Source organism: Amycolatopsis sp. NPDC051102, assembly GCF_040682815.1.
In the GTDB taxonomy this organism is placed as follows: Bacteria; Actinomycetota; Actinomycetes; order Mycobacteriales; family Pseudonocardiaceae; genus Amycolatopsis.
On sequence record NZ_JBFBBT010000017.1, the window covers coordinates 63,588 to 81,016 of the forward strand.

The 17,429-nt window shown below is 72.6% G+C and carries 20 protein-coding genes; 15 read left to right on the plus strand and 5 right to left on the minus strand.

All coding sequences use genetic code 11. The features are described 5' to 3' along the window. The first annotated feature begins 20 nt into the window (after positions 1-20). The 5 genes from AB0M93_RS34785 to AB0M93_RS34805 all read left to right on the plus strand — a co-directional run bounded on the left by AB0M93_RS34785 (position 21) and on the right by AB0M93_RS34805 (position 3,769). Complete coding sequence (locus tag AB0M93_RS34785) at positions 21-482, plus strand: roadblock/LC7 domain-containing protein (RefSeq protein WP_003085376.1); 462 nt, start codon at positions 21-23, stop codon at positions 480-482. Between the two features lie 25 nt (positions 483-507). Next, positions 508-1,287: a DUF742 domain-containing protein gene (locus tag AB0M93_RS34790; RefSeq protein WP_364281725.1), complete on the plus strand. Its 780-nt coding sequence runs from the start codon at positions 508-510 to the stop codon at positions 1,285-1,287. Beyond that, positions 1,268-1,876, plus strand: a complete 609-nt coding sequence (locus AB0M93_RS34795; protein ID WP_043776338.1) for an ATP/GTP-binding protein — start codon at positions 1,268-1,270, stop codon at positions 1,874-1,876. The genes AB0M93_RS34790 and AB0M93_RS34795 overlap by 20 nt, the downstream gene beginning before the upstream one ends. Before the next feature lie 402 nt (positions 1,877-2,278). Next, the gene (locus AB0M93_RS34800; protein WP_003085368.1) at positions 2,279-2,695 is read left to right on the plus strand and encodes a roadblock/LC7 domain-containing protein; all 417 of its coding nucleotides are present in this window, start codon (positions 2,279-2,281) and stop codon (positions 2,693-2,695) included. Between the two features lie 6 nt (positions 2,696-2,701). Continuing rightward, entirely contained in the window at positions 2,702-3,769 is a 1,068-nt protein-coding gene (locus tag AB0M93_RS34805) for a DUF742 domain-containing protein (protein ID WP_364281729.1), read from the plus strand. On the opposite strand, the gene AB0M93_RS34810 is transcribed toward AB0M93_RS34805, so the two are convergent. Next, positions 3,766-4,356 (minus strand): hypothetical protein, encoded by a 591-nt coding sequence (locus AB0M93_RS34810; protein ID WP_364281732.1) that lies wholly within the window; start codon positions 4,354-4,356, stop codon positions 3,766-3,768. The two genes, AB0M93_RS34805 and AB0M93_RS34810, sit on opposite strands and share 4 nt — an antisense overlap. Before the next feature lie 55 nt (positions 4,357-4,411). Then, positions 4,412-6,649, minus strand: a complete 2,238-nt coding sequence (locus AB0M93_RS34815) for a helicase-associated domain-containing protein (protein WP_364281735.1) — start codon at positions 6,647-6,649, stop codon at positions 4,412-4,414. 148 nt (positions 6,650-6,797) lie between these two features. On the opposite strand from AB0M93_RS34815, the gene AB0M93_RS34820 reads away from it, so the two are divergent. From AB0M93_RS34820 to AB0M93_RS34840, 5 genes are all read left to right on the plus strand, one after another. Continuing rightward, positions 6,798-6,977 (plus strand): hypothetical protein, encoded by a 180-nt coding sequence (locus AB0M93_RS34820; RefSeq protein WP_086852738.1) that lies wholly within the window; start codon positions 6,798-6,800, stop codon positions 6,975-6,977. 101 nt (positions 6,978-7,078) lie between these two features. Continuing rightward, positions 7,079-8,467: an NAD-dependent malic enzyme gene (locus tag AB0M93_RS34825; RefSeq protein ID WP_364281738.1), complete on the plus strand. Its 1,389-nt coding sequence runs from the start codon at positions 7,079-7,081 to the stop codon at positions 8,465-8,467. Between the two features lie 20 nt (positions 8,468-8,487). Beyond that, positions 8,488-9,093 (plus strand): hypothetical protein, encoded by a 606-nt coding sequence (locus AB0M93_RS34830; RefSeq protein WP_364281740.1) that lies wholly within the window; start codon positions 8,488-8,490, stop codon positions 9,091-9,093. Further along, positions 9,090-9,560, plus strand: coding sequence for a cyclic pyranopterin monophosphate synthase MoaC (moaC, locus tag AB0M93_RS34835; protein WP_086852742.1), 471 nt, complete (start codon positions 9,090-9,092; stop codon positions 9,558-9,560). The genes AB0M93_RS34830 and moaC overlap by 4 nt, the downstream gene beginning before the upstream one ends. Continuing rightward, the gene (locus AB0M93_RS34840; protein ID WP_364281743.1) at positions 9,557-10,477 is read left to right on the plus strand and encodes a molybdenum cofactor biosynthesis protein MoaE; all 921 of its coding nucleotides are present in this window, start codon (positions 9,557-9,559) and stop codon (positions 10,475-10,477) included. The genes moaC and AB0M93_RS34840 overlap by 4 nt, the downstream gene beginning before the upstream one ends. 226 nt (positions 10,478-10,703) lie before the next feature. Here the strand turns inward: AB0M93_RS34840 and AB0M93_RS34845 are convergent, their stop codons facing one another. The 3 genes from AB0M93_RS34845 to moaA form a co-directional block, all read right to left on the minus strand. Continuing rightward, complete coding sequence (locus AB0M93_RS34845; protein ID WP_364281746.1) at positions 10,704-11,354, minus strand: transglycosylase family protein; 651 nt, start codon at positions 11,352-11,354, stop codon at positions 10,704-10,706. Between the two features lie 966 nt (positions 11,355-12,320). Further along, entirely contained in the window at positions 12,321-12,581 is a 261-nt protein-coding gene (locus tag AB0M93_RS34850) for a MoaD/ThiS family protein (protein WP_364281749.1), read from the minus strand. Between the two features lies 1 nt (position 12,582). Next, positions 12,583-13,590 carry a GTP 3',8-cyclase MoaA gene (gene moaA, locus AB0M93_RS34855; protein WP_364281752.1) on the minus strand — a complete coding sequence of 336 codons (1,008 nt, stop codon included), beginning with the start codon at positions 13,588-13,590 and terminating at the stop codon, positions 12,583-12,585. A 150-nt stretch (positions 13,591-13,740) separates the two neighbouring features. Here moaA and AB0M93_RS34860 point away from each other — a divergent pair, with 150 nt between their 5' ends. From AB0M93_RS34860 to AB0M93_RS34880, 5 genes are read left to right on the plus strand one after another with little or no spacing between them, the layout of a single operon-like run. After that, entirely contained in the window at positions 13,741-14,220 is a 480-nt protein-coding gene (locus AB0M93_RS34860; protein ID WP_364281755.1) for a MarR family transcriptional regulator, read from the plus strand. A gap of 33 nt (positions 14,221-14,253) precedes the next feature. Continuing rightward, positions 14,254-14,658 carry a TOBE domain-containing protein gene (locus tag AB0M93_RS34865; protein WP_086852751.1) on the plus strand — a complete coding sequence of 135 codons (405 nt, stop codon included), beginning with the start codon at positions 14,254-14,256 and terminating at the stop codon, positions 14,656-14,658. 59 nt (positions 14,659-14,717) lie between these two features. Further along, positions 14,718-15,521, plus strand: coding sequence for a molybdate ABC transporter substrate-binding protein (modA, locus tag AB0M93_RS34870; RefSeq protein WP_364281758.1), 804 nt, complete (start codon positions 14,718-14,720; stop codon positions 15,519-15,521). A 58-nt stretch (positions 15,522-15,579) separates the two neighbouring features. Continuing rightward, positions 15,580-16,347, plus strand: coding sequence for an ABC transporter permease (locus tag AB0M93_RS34875; RefSeq protein WP_364281761.1), 768 nt, complete (start codon positions 15,580-15,582; stop codon positions 16,345-16,347). Further along, on the plus strand, positions 16,344-17,423 hold the full coding sequence (locus AB0M93_RS34880) for an ABC transporter ATP-binding protein (protein WP_364281764.1): 1,080 nt from the start codon (positions 16,344-16,346) through the stop codon (positions 17,421-17,423). The genes AB0M93_RS34875 and AB0M93_RS34880 overlap by 4 nt, the downstream gene beginning before the upstream one ends. Positions 17,424-17,429: the final 6 nt, after the last annotated feature.

Genomic DNA, 17,429 nt, shown 5'->3' on the forward strand with positions numbered 1-17,429 from the left:
AAGTGACACGGGCGGGTGCAATGCAGCCGGGTGGCTCCGCGCAGCCGAACGGCCAGGCGCATGCCAAGGCGAACAATGCCGGCAGCTTCGCTTGGCTGATCACGGATTTCGTGCACCGGGTGCCCGGCGCGGCCCACGCGGTCGTGGTGTCGGCCGACGGCCTGCTCCTGGCGGCTTCGCGTGGCCTTCCGAAGGACCGGGCCGACCAGCTGGCGGCGGTGGCGTCGGGGCTGACCAGCCTCGCGCGCGGCGCCGCCAAGGTGTTCGAAGGCGGCACGGTGGCGCAGACCGTGGTCGAGATGGCCAACGGTTTCCTCTTCCTCATGTCGGTATCCGACGGTTCGTGCCTGGCGGTCCTCGGGTCGCCGGAGAGTGACATCGGCCTGGTCGTCTACGAGATGACCCTGCTGGTGGAGCGGGTCGGCCAGCAGCTGACTCCGGAGATGCGGGCGCAACTGCAGGGCGCAGCAGTCCGGCGCTGAGGACCTGGGAACCGAGGAGAGAGCCGTGGACGACGGGCGCTTGAGGGGTGATGGCCGGCTCGGTGACGACTTCTCCGGCGGGTGGTCCGACCAAGCGGACGACGGCCGGGAGGACTGGCAGTCGTTCCGGGACCGCGTCGACCGGGAGTGGCGGGCGCGGCGGGTGCAGGCCTCCGACAGCGACCCGGTGCGGGAACCACCCAACTGGCTGACCGACAGCAACGCCGGGCAGGAACCGATCCGGCCGATCGCCGGCGGCACGGAGTACCGTGACCGCCTGCTCGGCGGACCGGGTGCGGAGCTGTTCGGCGGGTCGAGCGGGCCGCTGTACGACGCACGCGATTTCGCGGCGTACACGACCGAGCGTGACTTCGGCGCGGGGCCGGACTCCGGTGAGTTCGCCGCGGCGCTGCCGCGGCAGGCGAGCCAGGAGTACGTCGACGAGCCGGCACCGACCGAGATGGAGACGTCGGGCCTGGTCCGGCCGTACTTCCGGACCCGGGGCCGGACGAAGGCGACCCTCGATCTGGCGATCGAGGCGCTGATTTCGACGAGCGAACAGGGCCGGATGCTCGACCGGGTCCGGGTGCCCGAGCACCGGTCGATCTGCGACCTGTGCCTCGACACCCGGTCGGTGGCCGAGGTGGCGGCGCTGCTGCGCCTGCCGCTCGGCGTGGTGCGGGTGTTGATTGGTGACGTGGCGGGCCTCGGGCTGGTGCTGGTGCACTCCAGCAGCGCGACCGTGGGCGACCGCCCGAGTATCGAGTTCATGGAAAGGGTGCTCAGTGGGCTTCGGAGAATTTGACTCCGACGCGAACGCGCCGCAGGTGACGGGTCCGACCTCGTCGGCCAAGATCGTGGTCGCCGGCGGGTTCGGTTCGGGGAAGACAACGCTGGTCGGAGCGATCTCCGAGATCGACCCGCTGACCACCGAGGCCATGATGACCGAGGCGAGCGTCGGACACGACGACACCTCGGCCACGCCCAACAAGACCACCACGACCGTGGCGATGGACTTCGGGCGCATCTCGCTGGACTCGGACCTGGTGCTGTACGTGTTCGGCACCCCGGGCCAGCACCGGTTCTGGTTCATGTGGGACGACCTCGCGGTCGGCGCCATCGGCGCGGTCGTGCTGGTGGACACGCGGCGGCTCGCCGACGCGTTCCCCTCGATCGACTTCTTCGAGAACCGGAAGCTGCCCTACGTCGTGGCCATCAACTGCTTCGACCGGCTGCTGCACCACCAGATCGAGGACGTCCGGCACGCGCTCACCATCGCGCCGTCGGTCCCGATCATGGCGTGCGACGCGCGTGAGCGCGAGTCCGCGAAGCAGGTGTTGATCTCGGTCGTCCAGCACGCGATCGCGCACGATTCGGCGTTGCGCGCGGGCTAGCCCATGACGCCCCGATCCGGATGCGGCCGTTGGAGTGAACTCCGCGTGCTTCACCCCTTTCGGGGAGTGCTACCCCCGTCCGAAGGAAGATCAGGCCACTCTCGCCGGGTGCGCCCCGGGCCGGGGTCACCCACCTGGGTCGCTGTCACCGGGGTTGACCTGCACGGACAGTGTGCCGACGCGGATCACGGGCGACGTCGCGGAGTGACGTCCGGACGCGGGTCGCGGGCCGGGTCGGCGCCGGACACGGCCGCCCGCACACGTAGGGTGCGCAGCGGCCGGGCGGTGGCGGGCTCGACACCGCCGGTGGTGCGAATACGCTTTACGGTGGCGTCGCCGACCGGCCGTGCCGGGCGCTCCGGGGTGCGGCGCGCGGTGCCGCACGAGCAAGGAGGAGCAGTAGTGACGGCTTCCGGCCAGGGCACATTCGGCTGGCTCATCACGGACTTCGTGCGCCGGGTACCCGGCGCCGCGCACGCCGTTCTGGTGTCCGCGGACGGTCTGCTCCTGGCGCCCTCCGAAGGGCTGCCCCAGGAACGCGCCGAGCAGCTGTCGGCGGTCGCGTCCGGGCTGATCAGCCTGACGGCGGGGGCCGCGCGCTGCTTCGAGGCGGGCGGCGTCAACCAGACCGTGGTCGAGATGGAGCGCGGCTACCTGTTCCTGATGTCGGTCTCGGACGGTTCGTCGCTGGCGGTGCTGGCCGCGCCGACGTGCGACATCGGCACGGTCGCCTACGAGATGACCCTGCTCGTCGAGCGGGTCGGCCAGCAGATCACCCCCGAGTTGCGCGCGCAGCTCCAGGGCGGCGTGCGTGGGTAGGACGAGATGAGGATTTCGGGATTCGACGATCCTGACTCCAGCGGCTGGGACGCACTGCACCGCGGCACCGAGCGCGAGGGTTTCGATTCGCCCAGCAAGTTCGACATGTCGACGCTGTCGATGATCATGCCCAAGCGCAAGCCGGCGCGCCCGCAGCCGGATCCGCAGGGCTACACCGACGAGGACACCCGCGAGTGGGGCTCGTCCGACGAGGACGACGACTACGCCGCTCCGGAGCCCACGGGCTACGCGGGCCCGCACTCGCCCGCGGTCGACGACTACGGCCGTCCTGAACCCGGGGGTTACCCGGGCCGGCGTCCGGCGGAGTACGGCAACGGTTACGCGCGTCCCGAGCCCGCGGACTACCCGGACTACCCGGGCACGGCCGCGCGCGAGTTCGCCGACGACGGCTACGACCCCGTCGAGCCGGAGTGGCAGGACGAGGAGACCTACCAGCCGGAACCGCCGCCGCTGGAGCCGGCGTGGACCCCGCCGCGGGGTGCGCACCCGCCCCCTCCGCCGCGTCCCCTGGCGCCCCGGCCACCGGCACCCCGGCCACTGGCACCCCGCCCGCCCACCCAGCGCTCGCAGGCCGCGCCGCCGCCCTCGTGGGCCCCGCCGCCGGCCGACTGGACGCCCCCGCCGGACCCGGAGACCCGCTGGATCCCGCAGCCGGAGGCGTGGGAAGAGCCACCGTGGAACGAGCGCGCCCGCGTCGCGAGCCCGGTGCCCGTCGTGAACTCGCGGGTCCGCCCGTACACCCGCACGGGCGGCCGCACGCGGTCCGACCACAACCTGGCGCTGGAGGCACTGGTCTCGACGTCCGACGACGGGCGCCGCTACCGCGGGGTCCGCTCGGTCGAGCACCGCCGCATCTGCGACCTGTGTCTGGACACCCGCTCCGTGGCGGAGATCGCCGCGCACCTGCGCCTGCCCCTGGGCGTGGTGAAGGTGCTGGTCGGCGACATGGCCGACATCGGCCTGGTGCTGATCCACCAGACCGAGCTGGTTCTCGGGGACCGGTCGTCCCGCGAGTTCATGGAACGCGTGCTGGCCGGCCTGCGCGCCCTCTAACCGGCCGCGGCGAGGTCGAGGGCCAGGGTGTTGCCCTCGCCCGGCACGAAGCCGTTGATCAGCGGCGTCGCCGCCCCGCAGTTCTCGAAGGCGCCGATCGGGTAAGTCGATTCGAGACGGCCGCCCTTGCCCTCGGCGAAGTCGTCCGACGCGAGCTCGGTCGTCACCGGCTCGGCCGTGCCGCAGCCGGTACCGACGTCGAACGGCACGCCGTTGACCCGGACGTCGGAGATCTTCACCGGCCAGGTCGCCGAGCCGGAGAAGCCGCCGAACACCGAGCCCTCGGCGTGGCCGGGGCCGAACGTGACGGTGCCGCTGACCTTGCCGATCCCCAGCACGGACCGGGTGACCGGCACCGGCGGCAGGGTGATCGTCCCGGTGAAGCTGTACGGCCCGATCAGCGTGTACATGTCGAACTGCCCCGGCCCGAGGTGCAGGCCGGCGTCCGGTTTCGCGATGTGCGTGGTCCCGGTGGCGGTGTACTTCGAGTAGACCGGCGGCCCGGCCGCGGCGGCCGTTCCGGCGAAAACCGCCCCGCAGACGACGGTCGTGGCCGCCACGGCGGTCACGCGCGTTCCCCACTTCATGAACCAGGCTTACCACTCCGCCGCACGCTCCGGCGGGGATTCACCGAATCCGGCGTCAATCCTCCACGAGCGCGGCGGAGGTGATGCGGTGGAGGGAGTAGCGCTCGTTGTTCTCGCCTTCGAGCACCCCGCCGCCGACGCGCACCGGCCGGACCACGCGCTGGCTCGCCGTCCCCTTCGCGTCCACGAACCCGATCCACACCTCACGGCGTTCGAGCGTCGCTCGGGACAGCAGCTCCAGCGTCGCCGACGTGTCCGCGCCGCCGCCGACCGGCGCGCGGACCGCCGAACCCCGGCGCCGGGCCGTGGCCGCGTCGCCCGCCCGGAGGTTGGAGACGATCCGGGCCGCCTGGTCCTCGGTCAGCACCGCCTGCTCGCCCGGGCTGCGGCGGGCCGTCCGCGCCTTCGCCGGCAGGCGCCGGCCGCCGGGCCGGATGTCGACCACCCGGCCGTCCGGGCCTTCCGCGGCCGGCGCGAAGCCGGCTCCGCGCAGCCCCGCCAGGACCTCGTGCAGCGGGTCCGGGCTGATCACGACCGTCGGCGCGATCAGCCGCAGGGCGTGCTCCGCCGCGATCGGGTGGGCCAGCACCTCGGCCAGCAACGCCTCGTCGTCACACCGCAGGAAGGACGCCGCCGTGCCGCCGCGCAGCCGCCCGTGCCGCCGGGCGACGTCGTCGACCAGGTAACTCAGGCCCTGCGGCACCGGGGTCGCCGACTTCGCCTTGAACAGCGCGTGCAGCTCGTCGGCCGTGCGCCCGGTGTCCAGCGCCCGCCGCACCGAGCCCTCGGTGATCCGGTAGACCGTCGCGTGCCCGGCCGACTCGACGTCGGCCACCGCGGCCATCTCCGTCGCCAGCTCCGGCTCCAGCGGCCCTGGCGCGACGACCGTCAGGTCCGCCTGCAGCAGCACGTGGCCGACCGGCGCGGGCAGCGCGTCCAGGATCGCCTCGACCGCGGCCGGCCGGTCTTCGGCGAGCAACGCCCGCGTCGCCGTCGTGACGCCGCCGAGGGCGACCAGGCCCAGCGCCGACGCCTCGGCCATCGTCCAGCGGACGGTCTCGTCCCGCAGCCGCCCGCCGCGGCGCGGGGCACGCCAGGCCAGCACCGCGACGAGCTCGTCGACGCTCTTCACCCCGGTGCCCGCGGGCAGGTCGGCCAGCGCCGTGAGGACCCGCCGCCGGGTGACCGGCGCCAGCGGGCGCCGCAGCTCCTCCGACAGCGGCGCGATGGGCTTGTCCTTGGCGTCGCGCCCGCCGGCCAGCCCCGGCAGCCGCGGCAGTTCCAGCCACGCCTGGGCGAGGGTCATCCACCGCTGCGCGGTCGGCGACGCGAGCCACGAGTCGGTCAGCGTCGTCGGCACCCACTCGGGCACCGTCGCCTCGCTGTCCGCGACGAGCCCGGCGCCCACGGCCAGCTCGGCCAGCAGCACCGCCTGCGTCTCGTCGATCTCCAGGTCCTTGGCGAGCTTCTTCAGCTCGCGCACGCCGAGGCCGCCCGACTTGAGCACCGGCGGCGGTGCCGCCGACCACGAGCGCAGCAGGGCTTCGGTGTGGCGCAGGAACTCCATCGCTTCACCGGCCGCCGCTTCGTCCAAAGTGGACGGCTGGTGCGGGTGGACGGGCAGCTCGGGCTCGGTGAGCGTGCCCGGCGCGAACACGCCGCCGCGCAGCGCGACACCGAGTTCGCGCGGCAGCTCGACAGTCTGGTCGTCGCGCCGCAGCAGCAGGCCGCGGGCGAGCAGCTTCTGCACCGGCGTCTCGGCGTTCTCGAGCGAGAACTCCCGGCCGGCATCGCGGGTGCGGCCGATCGGCGGACCGGCGGCGAGGGCGTTCAGCACGCCGCGCTCGTCGTCGGACAGCTCGGCGAGCCGGGTTTCGAGATCTTCGCCGGCCAGCGACGGCACCGAGGCGCCCAGCCCGGCCGGGAACGGCCCGAGCGCCTCGCGGGCGGCGGGCGGCACGCGCAGCGCGTCGTCGGACCCCCAGGCCAGCGCCCGCGCGCGCAGCCGGGCCAGCTGTTCGCCGACGTCGGCGCCGACGAGCTTCGCGACGTCTTCGACCGGCACGGGGTCGCGGTCCGCGCCGGCCAGCAGGCAGGCTTCGAGCACGGCGAGGGTGACGGTGTCGAGGTCTTCGCAGGCGCGCGCGACCGAGCCCGGAGTGCCGGCCCGGGTGGCCAGCACCGTGCTGTCGGAGGGCGGGGGCGTGGACAGGTCGCGCCGCGTGCGGAGCAGCTCCGCGAGTGCGCCGTCGGACTCCGCACGCAGCCAGTCCGCCAAGGAGGTCGCGGGCATAGACGACCAGGATACCGGGCGGTTGCGCCGCGCTGCCTGGGCTCAGGCAGACTGTCCCACGGAAGCTTTCGGGGGTCCGGGTGGCGGAGCCCCCGGCCCGGGGCGAAGCCCCGGATGTATCAGACTAGGAACGGCTGTGGAGGACGTTGTGGCCAAGGGTGAGAAGAAGCACAAGGGCGTCGACCCGACCTGGCCGGGCGAGGACGGCGAGCACCCCGTGACCGAGCTCGCGGCCGACCGCCAGGGCGCGCTGTCGCCGTTCGGCGACATCACCTTCCCCCTCGACACGGTGCCCTACGTGCACCCGGAGACCGAGATCAACCGCTGAGGTCGTTACTGGTCAGTACCGGTATCGGCCCCTGGTGAGGGCGGTCACGGGAGTAGGTTCCCTCCCGTCCCAGCCACCTTTCCCATGCGGGGGTAAGTGCCATGCCGGTTCCCGGTCCCGGATATTCGATCACCGTCCGGGTCGAGGCCCCGGCCTCGTCCAGCGCGGCCGGTGACCTGACCACCGCCGTCGGGCGTGTCGGCGGCGTGCTGACCGCGTTCGACGTCGTGGAGTCCCACTCCGACTCGATCGTGGTCGACATCAGCGCGAACGCGCTGTCGGAGAACCACGCGAACGACATCACCCAGACGCTGGACTCGCTGCCCGGCGTGAAGGTCCGCAAGGTCTCCGACCGGACGTTCCTGATCCACCTCGGCGGCAAGATCGAGGTCACCCCGAAGGTCGCGCTCCGCAACCGTGACGACCTCTCCCGCGCCTACACCCCGGGCGTCGCCCGCGTCTGCCAGGCGATCGCGAACAACCCCGAGGACGCGCGCCGGCTGACCATCAAGCGCAACACCGTCGCGGTGCTGACCGACGGGTCCGCGGTGCTCGGCCTGGGCAACATCGGCCCGGCCGCGGCGCTGCCGGTGATGGAGGGCAAGGCGGCGCTGTTCAAGAAGTTCGCCGACGTCGACGCGTGGCCGGTCTGCCTGGACACCCAGGACACCGAAGAGATCATCATGATCGCCAAGGCGCTGGCCCCGGTGTACGCGGGGATCAACCTCGAGGACATCGCCGCGCCGCGCTGCTTCGAGATCGAGAAGCGCCTGCGCGAGCAGCTGGACATCCCGGTGTTCCACGACGACCAGCACGGCACGGCGATCGTGGTGGTCGCGGCGCTGCGCAACGCCCTGCGCGTGGTCGGCAAGAACATCGAGGACTGCAAGATCGTGATCAGCGGCGTCGGCGCGGCCGGCTCGGCGATCATCCGCCTGCTGCTGCAGAAGAACCCGGGCGACATCGTCGCGGCGGACATCGACGGCATCGTCCACTCGGCACGCGGCAACCTCGACGACAACCTGACCTGGATCGCCTCGCACACGAACAAGGAGCAGGTCAGCGGCACGCTGCACGAGGCACTGGCGGGCGCGGACGTGTTCATCGGCGTCTCGGCGCCCAACCTGTTCGGCGCCGAGCAGGTGGCGACGATGAAGTCCGACGCGGTGGTCTTCGCGCTGGCGAACCCGGACCCGGAGGTCGACCCGCTGGAAGCCCAGAAGCACGCCGCGGTGGTGGCGACGGGCCGCAGCGACTACCCGAACCAGATCAACAACGTCCTGGCGTTCCCGGGCGTGTTCCGCGGCCTGCTGGACGCCCACGCCCACAACATCGACGACACGATGCTCCTGGCGGCGGCCGACGCGATCGCGGACGTGGTGGACAACGGCAAGCTGAACGCCTCGTTCATCGTGCCGAGCGTGTTCGACAGCGCGGTGGCCCCGGCGGTCGCCGAGGCGGTCCGGAAGGCCGTGCTCGCGGAGCGCTGAGCCGGGCCGGGAATCGGCTCATGGACACTACCGAGCTGCTTCGGCGCGCTGCCGGCCTCGTCCCGGACGAGGCCAGGAGCGACGCCGGGTTCGGGGCCGTCGACGTGCACGACTGTCTCCGCGAAGACGAATGGGAGGTCGCGCTCGACATCCTCGAGGACTTCGACGGCGTCCGGTGGCAGACCGCCGAGTACTGGGAGCTCCTCGCGGAGGCCGCCCGGCAGATGTTCCTCGAACGCAAGGCCGCCTGGTGCCGGTGGCGGGGCTGGGAAACCCGCCACGGCATCATCAGGGCCGACCTTCGGCTGGTCCCGCCCGAAGCCGGCGGCCGTCGCACCCCGGTTCCCGGGGAGGGACAGCTGCGGCCGATGTGGGCGCTCGGCCGGTCTGTCGCCGGAGGGCGCGATGACCTGCACGTCGCGAGGCTCTGGGTCGAGTTCGCTCCCGCCCTCGAGCCCGGTGGGCACGGCTCCGTCCGGCTCGCTCCGCTCGTGCCGCCGAGCTGGCGCCATCTCGCACCGGGGGACTCGATCACCATGCACGAACGATCGCCGATCGCGGGAACCGCGACGATCGTCGAGGTGCGGCACCCCCGGCCCGGCGGCGGAAGTAGCCTCGGGGCGTGAGTGAACTCAGCCACGTCGACGAGACCGGCGCCGCCCGGATGGTCGACGTCTCCGGCAAGACCGCCACCGCGCGCACCGCGCTCGCCGCCGGGACCGTGCGGACCACCGCCGAGGTGCTCCGGCTGCTGGCCACCGACGGCCTCCCGAAGGGCGACGCGCTGGCCACCGCCCGGATCGCCGGGATCATGGGCGCCAAGCGCGTGCCCGAACTGATCCCGCTGTGCCACCAGATCGCGTTGTCCGGGGTCAAGGTCGAGTTCACCCTCGGCGAGGCCGAGGTCGGCATCCGCGCGACCGCGAAGACCACCGACGTCACCGGCGTCGAGATGGAGGCCCTGACCGCGGTGGCGGTCGCCGGGCTGACGCTGCACGACATGATCAAGGCCGTCGACCCGGCGGCCACCCTGGACGAGGTCCGCCTGCTCCGCAAGGACGGCGGCAAGACCGGAACGTGGGAGCGGCCGTGAAGCGCACCGCGCGCGTGATCGTGGCGTCCAACCGCGCCGCGAAGGGCGTCTACGAGGACAAGACGGGCCCGGTCATCACGGCCTGGCTGGCGGACCGCGGGTACGACGTGCCGGCCCCGGTCGTCGTCGAGGACGGCGACCCGGTGGGCGCGGCGCTGCGGGCCGCGCTGGCCGACGGCGTCGCGGTGGTGCTCACCACGGGCGGCACCGGCATCTCGCCGACGGACCGCACCCCGGACGTCACCCGCGCGGTCCTCGACCACGAACTGCCGGGCGTGGCGGACGCGATCCGCGCGGCCGGCCTGCCGAAGGTGCCGACGGCGGTGCTGTCGCGCGGTGTGGCGGGCGTGGCGGGGCGGACGCTGGTGGTGAACCTCCCGGGCTCCACCGGCGGCGTCCGGGACGGCCTGGGCGTGCTGGAGGGCGTTTTGGAGCACGCGGTGGACCAGCTGGCGGGCGGCGACCACCCGCGTACCCCGAGCCCGGCTCCCTCGGTGCGGGTCGCGCGCGCCCTGGTGACCGAGGAGCCGCTGTCGGTGGAGGAGCACGCCCGCCTGGTCGAGGACGACGCGGCGGGCGCGGTGGTGACGTTCTCCGGGGTGGTCCGCGACCACGACGGCGGCAAGGGCGTCCGCGACCTGACGTACGAGGGCCACCCGAGCGCGGGCCAGGTGATCGCGGACGTGGTGGCGGACCTGTCGGCCCGCTGGGCGGGGGTCCGCGCGGTGGCGGTGAGCCACCGCCTGGGCGCCCTGACGATCGGCGACGTGGCACTGGCGTGTGCGGTCGCGGCGGAGCACCGGGGCCAGGCGTTCTCGGCGTGCTCGGAGCTGGTGGACGAGGTCAAGGCGCGGCTGCCGGTGTGGAAGCACCAGCACTTCACCGACGGCACGGACGAGTGGGTCAACTCGCCCTGACCCGGCGGACCGTCCGGAGCGCTGGAGCACCTCGCGGCTCGCGGCCGCTGTGAGTGCCCGTAGGGCCGCCCGATTTGCCCGGTGCGGCCAGGGGAGCTCCCGCGGGTGAAAACCCGCGCCGGCGCGCCGTGGAACGCGTGAAGGGCTCCCACCGCCCGGGGGATCGGCGGTGGGAGCCCTGTCAGGTCACGGCTCGAGGCCGGACTCGCGCATCACTGCGTGATCGTCACTTGGTGGCGATCTTCTGGCCGACGAGGATCAGGTCCGCGTTCGGGATGTACTTCGCGTTCAGGTCCTGCAGCTTCTGGTAGCCGCCCTGGACGTTGAACTGCTTGGCGATCTTGGACAGCGTGTCGCCCGCCACGACGGTGTAGTCACCGGCCGGGTTGGAGCTGCTCACACCGGTCGCCGCCGGGGCCGCGGGGGCCGCCGGAGCCACGGCCGCCTTCTTCGGGGCGGTCGTCGTGCTCTTCTTCGGGGTGGCCTGCTTCGTGGTGGTCTTGTGGGTGGCCTTCGGGGCCGACGAACCGCCGCCGCCCTTCTTGCCGCAGACCGGCCACGCGCCGATGCCCTGACCCTGCAGGACGCGCTCGGCCACGGCGATCTGCTCCTCGCGGGAAGCGTTCGCCGCGCTGCCGGAACCGCCGTAGGCCTTCCAGGTGCTCTGCGTGAACTGCAGGCCGCCGTAGTAGCCGTTGCCGGTGTTGGTGTTCCAGTTGCCGCTGCTCTCACACTGCGCGATGGCGTCCCAGTTGGTCGCCGACGCGGGGGTCGCGGCGATCGCGATGGGCGCGCCGACCGCGATGCCCGCGATGGCGACGCGAGCGACGGTGCGGGTGGCAGCGGACATCTTGCGGTGCTTGCCTCGGTAAGACATTTGAATGCTTCTCGGTTTTCCAGCGCCTACGACCTGGTGGTGAGGGTCAGGATCGGGGTCCTGGCGCCGGCCGTCTCAGACCGGCAGACGAGTCCGACGCACGGCGCGTCATCTTCGTCCCCTCGTCCCTGTCCGGAAATGCTTTCGCTCGGGGTATGGGCCGGGGATCCGTCGGACAGGGCTAGGCGCTACGGATTCCCGGGTGTTGCGCGGTCGGTCGGGGCCAACCGAAAAGCGACGGTACGTAACGATGGCCGTGATCGGAAATTATTCGGGGCGTGACCTACGTCACAGTAACGACACGCAACCCTGGCCGATAGCCTTGTTTGTGCAGGTCAGCGGGCCGTTATCTGCCCGTTTCCTGGCCGAGATAAAACACGGATCGTGAGGCTTGCATCACGTGTTTCGCGTAGCGAATGGGCCATTCGCGACGCCCGGATCGCGATTGAAGCGCGCATCTTATGACCAGTGACCGGACGGCGCCAGACTTGACAATCGTGCCCCACTTGCCCCGTGAGTCACAGTAGTCCCACCTGTTCGGGGGGTTTGCGGCCACGCCCGGAGCCGCGCCGGCCGCCGCCCTCGCTCGCCGGGTTCGACGCGGGGCGCGGACCAGGTGAAACAGGTCACCGGACGGGTGGTGGCCGGTCGCGATCAGCTTCTCGCGAACGCCCGGAAACGGTGACGCGCCACGCCGAGGGCCCGAAACCCGCGTCGGCGAGTGGTCGGCCGCCGTACCCGAGCGGTCGCGGAGATACAGCCAGGACGAAGTCGTCACCCCTCCGCCGGACGGCCTGCCCCACGCCCCCAGCCGGCCGGTTCACGCACCCGGAGGGCGACTCGCAGCCGCGCCAAGCCGACTGGCTACCCTCGCGAGCCGACCGTCCAGGTACGCGAGCCGACCGTCCAGGTACGCGAGCCGACTGTCCAGGTACGCGAGATGACCGTCTGGGGACGTGAGGTGGGTCAGCCGCCGGCGAAGGGCGGGAGGACGTCCAGCTCCGCGCCGTCGGTGAGGGGGCGGGTGAGGTCGCGGACCGCGATGCCGTCGAGCAGGTAGCTGACCGCCTCCAGGATCCGCGGCAGGCCGTCCGGGTGGCGGCGGCGCAGCTCGGCCACCGCGTCGGCGACCGTCGCGCCGTCCGGCAGCTGCACCTTCTCCTCTTCCGTCCCCGCGGCCGCACGCGCCGCCGCGAAGTACCGCACCACGATGGTCACGGGCCCCATCTCAACCGCCGATCGCGCTCATCGGCCGGATCGGCTGCGCGAACCCGGCGTCGTTGATCTCGTGGCCGGCGAGCTTGCCCCACATCGTCGCCCGCCAAGCGTCCGCCACCTCCTCATCGCGCGCGCCCGCGCGCACGAGGGACCGCAGATCCGTTTCGTCGTTGCTGAACAGGCAGGATCGGACCGCGCCGTCCGCGGTCAGCCGCGTGCGCTCGCAGGCCGAGCAGAACGGCCTCGTCACCGACGCGATCACGCCGACGTCGCCGGGGCCGCCGTCGACCAGCCAGCGCTCGGCCGGGGCGCCGCCCCGCGCCACCGGGAACGGCGTCAGCGTGAACGACTCACCGAGCATCCCGAGGATCTCGGCCGCGGTGATCATCTCGCCGCGGTTCCAGCCGTGCTGGGCGTCCAGCGGCATCTGCTCGATGAACCGCAGGTGGTAGCCCTCGTCGAGGCAGAACTTCAGCAGCGGCACGGCTTCGGTCTCGTTGAGCCCGCGGATCAGCACGGCGTTGACCTTGACCGGCGACATGCCGGCGTCCCGCGCCGCGGCGAGGCCCGCGAGCACGTGCGAGAGCCGGTCGCGCCGGGTGATCGTCTTGAACAGCTCGGGATCGATCGTGTCGAGCGAGACGTTGATCCGGTCCAGCCCGGCCGCGGCGAGACCCGCGGCGCGGCGGGCCAGCCCGATCCCGTTGGTGGTCATGGACAACCGCGGCCGCGGTTCCAGTGCCGTGATCCGCGCGACGAGGTCTTCGAGACCCTGCCGCAGCAGCGGTTCCCCGCCGGTGAGCCGGATGTCGGTGATCCCGAGCTGCTCGACGGCGATCCGCATCAGCCGGATCAGCTCGTCGTCGGTCAGCACTTGCTCGCCGGGCATCCAGTCGAGGCCCTCGGCGGGCATGCAGTAGGTGCAGCGCAGGTTGCACCGATCCGTCAGGGAAACCCGGAGATCGGTGGCCACCCGGCCGAAGGTGTCTATGAGGTGCGGGTTCTCGGGCCTGGGCACGCGAGAAGACCCTCGTGTACCGGGGACGCGAGGAAACCCGAGATCCACTGCCGTCATTAGGCCCAGAGTAGCTCCGGAACGGGCGGACTGGCCTCTTCTCTAGGATACTTTGCGCAGTGAGTGGTTCAGTGGCCGAACTAACGAGGGCTTGTGACGGAAAAGACTTACCCGGTCACGGAAGAGGAGCTCTTCCGGTTCGCGGAACTGGGTCGTGCGAGCAGCACCTTCACCGTCCTGCGGCACGCCAGGATCGCCGAGCGGATGGGCCTGTCCGGCACCGACCACAAGGCGTTCGACCTGGTCATCCAGGCGGGCGGCCCGCTCACGGCCGGCCGGATCGCCGAGCTGACGGGCCTGTCGACCGGCGCCGTCACCGGCGTGGTCGACCGGCTGGAGAAGGTCGGCCTGGTCCGCCGGGTGCGCGACACGCACGACCGCCGCAAGGTCCTCGTCGAGGTGGTCCCGGGGGCGGCGGAGCGCTTCGCCCCGCTCTTCGAGTCGGCCTTCGGGGCCCTTCGCGACCTGCTCGCGCAGTTCTCCCCGGCCGAGCGAAAAGTCATCGAGCGTTATCAGAATGTCATGCTCGAAGAGCTGCGCGCCGAAGTCATGGACAATTCGCGCCCCGCGTAGCTTTTCCTCAACTGCGGAGATAATGTCTGCGGCATGCCGCAATTTCGGTTGTCCGAGGCCGCGCGCCTGCTCGGGGTCAGCGACGACACCGTCCGGAGGTGGGTGCGCGCGGGGCAGCTGACCGCGACCGACGACGCCGCCGGCCGCAAGGTCGTCGACGGCGCCCAGCTCGCCGGGTTCGCCCGAGCGCAGGCCGCCGCCCCCGACGACCCCTCGGCGGTCGGCCGGTCCGCCCGCAATAGGTTCGTGGGGCTGGTCACCGAGGTCATCACCGACAAGGTGATGGCCCAGGTGGAACTGCAGTGCGGGGCGCACCGCGTGGTGTCCCTGATGAGTACCGAAGCCGTCCGCGAGCTGGGCCTGCGCCCCGGGGTGCTCGCGGTCGCGGTGGTCAAGGCGACCACCGTCGTGGTGGAAACACCGGAAGGAAGTAAATGAACAAGCCCGCTTTTCGGGGGTCCGGGTGGCGGAGCCCCCGGCCCGGGGCGAAGCCCCGGATGACACAGTTCGCTCTCGCCGTGGCCGCTGTCGCCCTGTTCGCGGGCGCGTGCAGCAGCTCGGACGAGCCCAGCACGCAGTCCGGCGGCGCGTCGGTCACCGCGCCCGCGCCCAAGGGGGCCGGCAACGCGGGCGGCGGCGGCACGCTGACCGTGTTCGCCGCCGCGTCGCTCACCGAGTCGTTCACCGCGCTCGGCAAGGAGTTCGAGGCCAAGCACCCCGGCACCACCGTGAAGTTCAGCTTCGCGGGCTCGTCCGGCCTGGCCCAGCAGCTGACCAACGGCGCGAAGGCCGACGTCTTCGCCTCGGCCGACCAGCCCAACATGAACAAGGCCGTCCAGGGCGGCGTGATCGACGGCCAGCCGGCCGTCTTCGCCACCAACAAGCTCGCCATCGCGGTCGCGCCCGGCAATCCCAAGGGCATCAAGTCCTTCGCGGACCTGAACAAGGCCGGGCTGACCGTGATCACCTGCGCCCCGCAGGTGCCGTGCGGCTCGGCCACCAAGAAGGTGGAGACCGCCACCGGCGTCACGCTCAAGCCGAAGAGCGAGGAGCAGGACGTCAAGCAGGTGCTGAACAAGGTCGCCTCCGGCGACGCCGACGCGGGCCTGGTCTACGTCACCGACGTCACCTCGTCCGCGGGCAAGGTCGACTTCCCCGAGGCGGCCCAGGCGATCAACAGCTACCCGATCGCCGTGGTCAAGGGCGGGCAGGCCGAGCTGGCCAAGGAGTTCGACGACTTCGTGCTCGGCACCGAGGGCAAGACCGAGCTGGCCAAGGTCGGGTTCGGCCCTGCTCAGTAGGCGCGGCACGAGCGGCCGGCCGGGATCCGTCCCGGCCGGCCGTGCGCGGGTTCCGTGGGTGCTCGCCGTCCCGGCCACGCTGGCGCTGGCGCTCGTCGTGCTGCCGGTCGTCGGCCTGCTGGTCCGCTCGAACCTGACGCGGCTGCCGTCGCTGGTCGTCACGCCGTCGTCGTGGCACGCGCTGCGGCTGTCGCTGCTCACCGCGGGCCTGTCCACGCTGGCCTGCGTGCTGCTCGGGGTGCCGCTGGCCGTGGTGCTGGCCAGGGCCCGGTTCCGCGGCGTCCGGCTGCTGCGCTCGATCGTGCTGCTGCCGCTGGTGCTGCCGCCGGTGGTCGGCGGCCTCGCGCTGCTCTACCTGCTCGGCCGCAAGGGCTTCCTCGGCATGCTGATCACCGCACTGACCGGGGAATCGGTCCCGTTCACCACGACCGCGGTGGTCATCGCGCAGACGTTCGTCGCGATGCCGTTCCTCGTGGTCAGCCTCGAAGGCGCGCTGCGCGGCTCCGGCGACCGCTACGAGCAGGTCGCCGCGACGCTCGGCGCGCGCCCGTGGACCGTCTTCCGGCGCGTGACGCTCCCGCTGCTGCTGCCCGCGCTCGGCTCCGGCGTCGTCCTGAGCTTCGCCCGCGCGCTCGGCGAGTTCGGCGCGACGATCACCTTCGCCGGCAGCCTCGAAGACGTCACGCGCACCCTCCCGCTCGAGGTCTACACGCAGGCCGAAGCGGACATCGACAGCGCCGTCGCGCTGTCCCTGCTGCTCATCGTCGTGGCGGTCGTCGTCATCGCGGTGGCCCGCCCGCGTTCGTGGGAAGGCGGCCTGCGGTGAGCCTGACCGCCCGGATCGAGGCCGTCCGCGGCTCGTTCGCGCTGGCGGTGGACCTCGACGTCCCCGCCGGGACGGTGCTCGCGCTGCTCGGCCCGAACGGCTCGGGCAAGTCGACGGTGCTGGGCTGCCTCTCGGGCCTGATCACGCCGTCGTCGGCGGAGATCACCGTGGCCGGGCGCCCGCTGGCCGCCGTGCCGCCGCACCGCCGCGGGATCGGGCTGCTCTCCCAGGACGCGCTGCTCTTCCCGCACCTCTCGGCGGTCGACAACGTCGCCTTCGCGCCGCGGTCGACCGGCGCCGGCCGCCGCGCCGCCCGGGAGCGCGCCTACTACTGGCTGGCCGAGGTGGACGCCGTTTCGCTGGCCGACCGGCGGCCGGGGCAGCTGTCCGGCGGGCAGGCGCAGCGCGTCGCGATCGCCAGGGCGCTGGCCGCCGAACCGGACCTGCTCCTGCTCGACGAGCCGTTCGCCGCCCTCGACGTCGACGCGGCCCCGGCGATCCGCGGCCTGCTGCGGCGGGTGCTCAAGACCGGGCCGACGACGGTGCTCGTCACCCACGACCCGCTGGACGCGCTCGCGCTCGCCGACCACGTCGCGGTGATGAACGACGGCCGCATCGTCGAACGCGGCCCCACCCGTGAAGTCCTTTCGGCGCCGCGGACGGCGTTCACCGCGCGGATCGCCGGGCTCAACCTCGTCGCCGGCACGGCGGTCCCCGAGGGGCTGCGGACGGCGTCCGGCGAGGTGGTCAGCGGGCTCCCGGCGGCCGACGTCGTGCCCGGGGAGCCCGCGGTGGCGGTGTTCCCGCCGAACGCCGTCGCCGTCTACTCCCGCGACGGCGAGCACCGCGGCAGCCCGCGCAACACCGCCGACGGCGTCGTCGCGGCCCTGGAACCGCACGGGCCGGTGATCCGCGTCCGGGCCGAGGGCGACGGCTGGGCCCACGGCCTGACCGCCGACCTCACCCCGGCCGCCGTCGCCGAGCTCGCCCTCGAGCCCGGCTCGGCGGTGACGCTGTCGGTGAAGGCCGCGACCGTGACGATCCACCCGGCCGCGGCCCCTCCCGGCTCGTCGTGAGTGGTA

Excerpts from the sequence above, each read along its gene's own strand:
- AB0M93_RS34785 (WP_003085376.1), top strand. The coding sequence starts at position 21 with ATGCAGCCGGGTGGCTCCGCGCAGCCGAACGGCCAGGCGCATGCCAAG.
- AB0M93_RS34805 (WP_364281729.1), top strand. The coding sequence starts at position 2,702 with ATGAGGATTTCGGGATTCGACGATCCTGACTCCAGCGGCTGGGACGCA.
- AB0M93_RS34810 (WP_364281732.1), bottom strand. The coding sequence starts at position 4,356 with ATGAAGTGGGGAACGCGCGTGACCGCCGTGGCGGCCACGACCGTCGTC.
- AB0M93_RS34815 (WP_364281735.1), bottom strand. The coding sequence starts at position 6,649 with ATGCCCGCGACCTCCTTGGCGGACTGGCTGCGTGCGGAGTCCGACGGC.
- AB0M93_RS34825 (WP_364281738.1), top strand. The coding sequence starts at position 7,079 with ATGCCGGTTCCCGGTCCCGGATATTCGATCACCGTCCGGGTCGAGGCC.
- AB0M93_RS34830 (WP_364281740.1), top strand. The coding sequence starts at position 8,488 with ATGGACACTACCGAGCTGCTTCGGCGCGCTGCCGGCCTCGTCCCGGAC.
- AB0M93_RS34845 (WP_364281746.1), bottom strand. The coding sequence starts at position 11,354 with ATGTCTTACCGAGGCAAGCACCGCAAGATGTCCGCTGCCACCCGCACC.
- AB0M93_RS34850 (WP_364281749.1), bottom strand. The coding sequence starts at position 12,581 with ATGGGGCCCGTGACCATCGTGGTGCGGTACTTCGCGGCGGCGCGTGCG.
- AB0M93_RS34865 (WP_086852751.1), top strand. The coding sequence starts at position 14,254 with ATGCCGCAATTTCGGTTGTCCGAGGCCGCGCGCCTGCTCGGGGTCAGC.
- modA (WP_364281758.1), top strand. The coding sequence starts at position 14,718 with ATGACACAGTTCGCTCTCGCCGTGGCCGCTGTCGCCCTGTTCGCGGGC.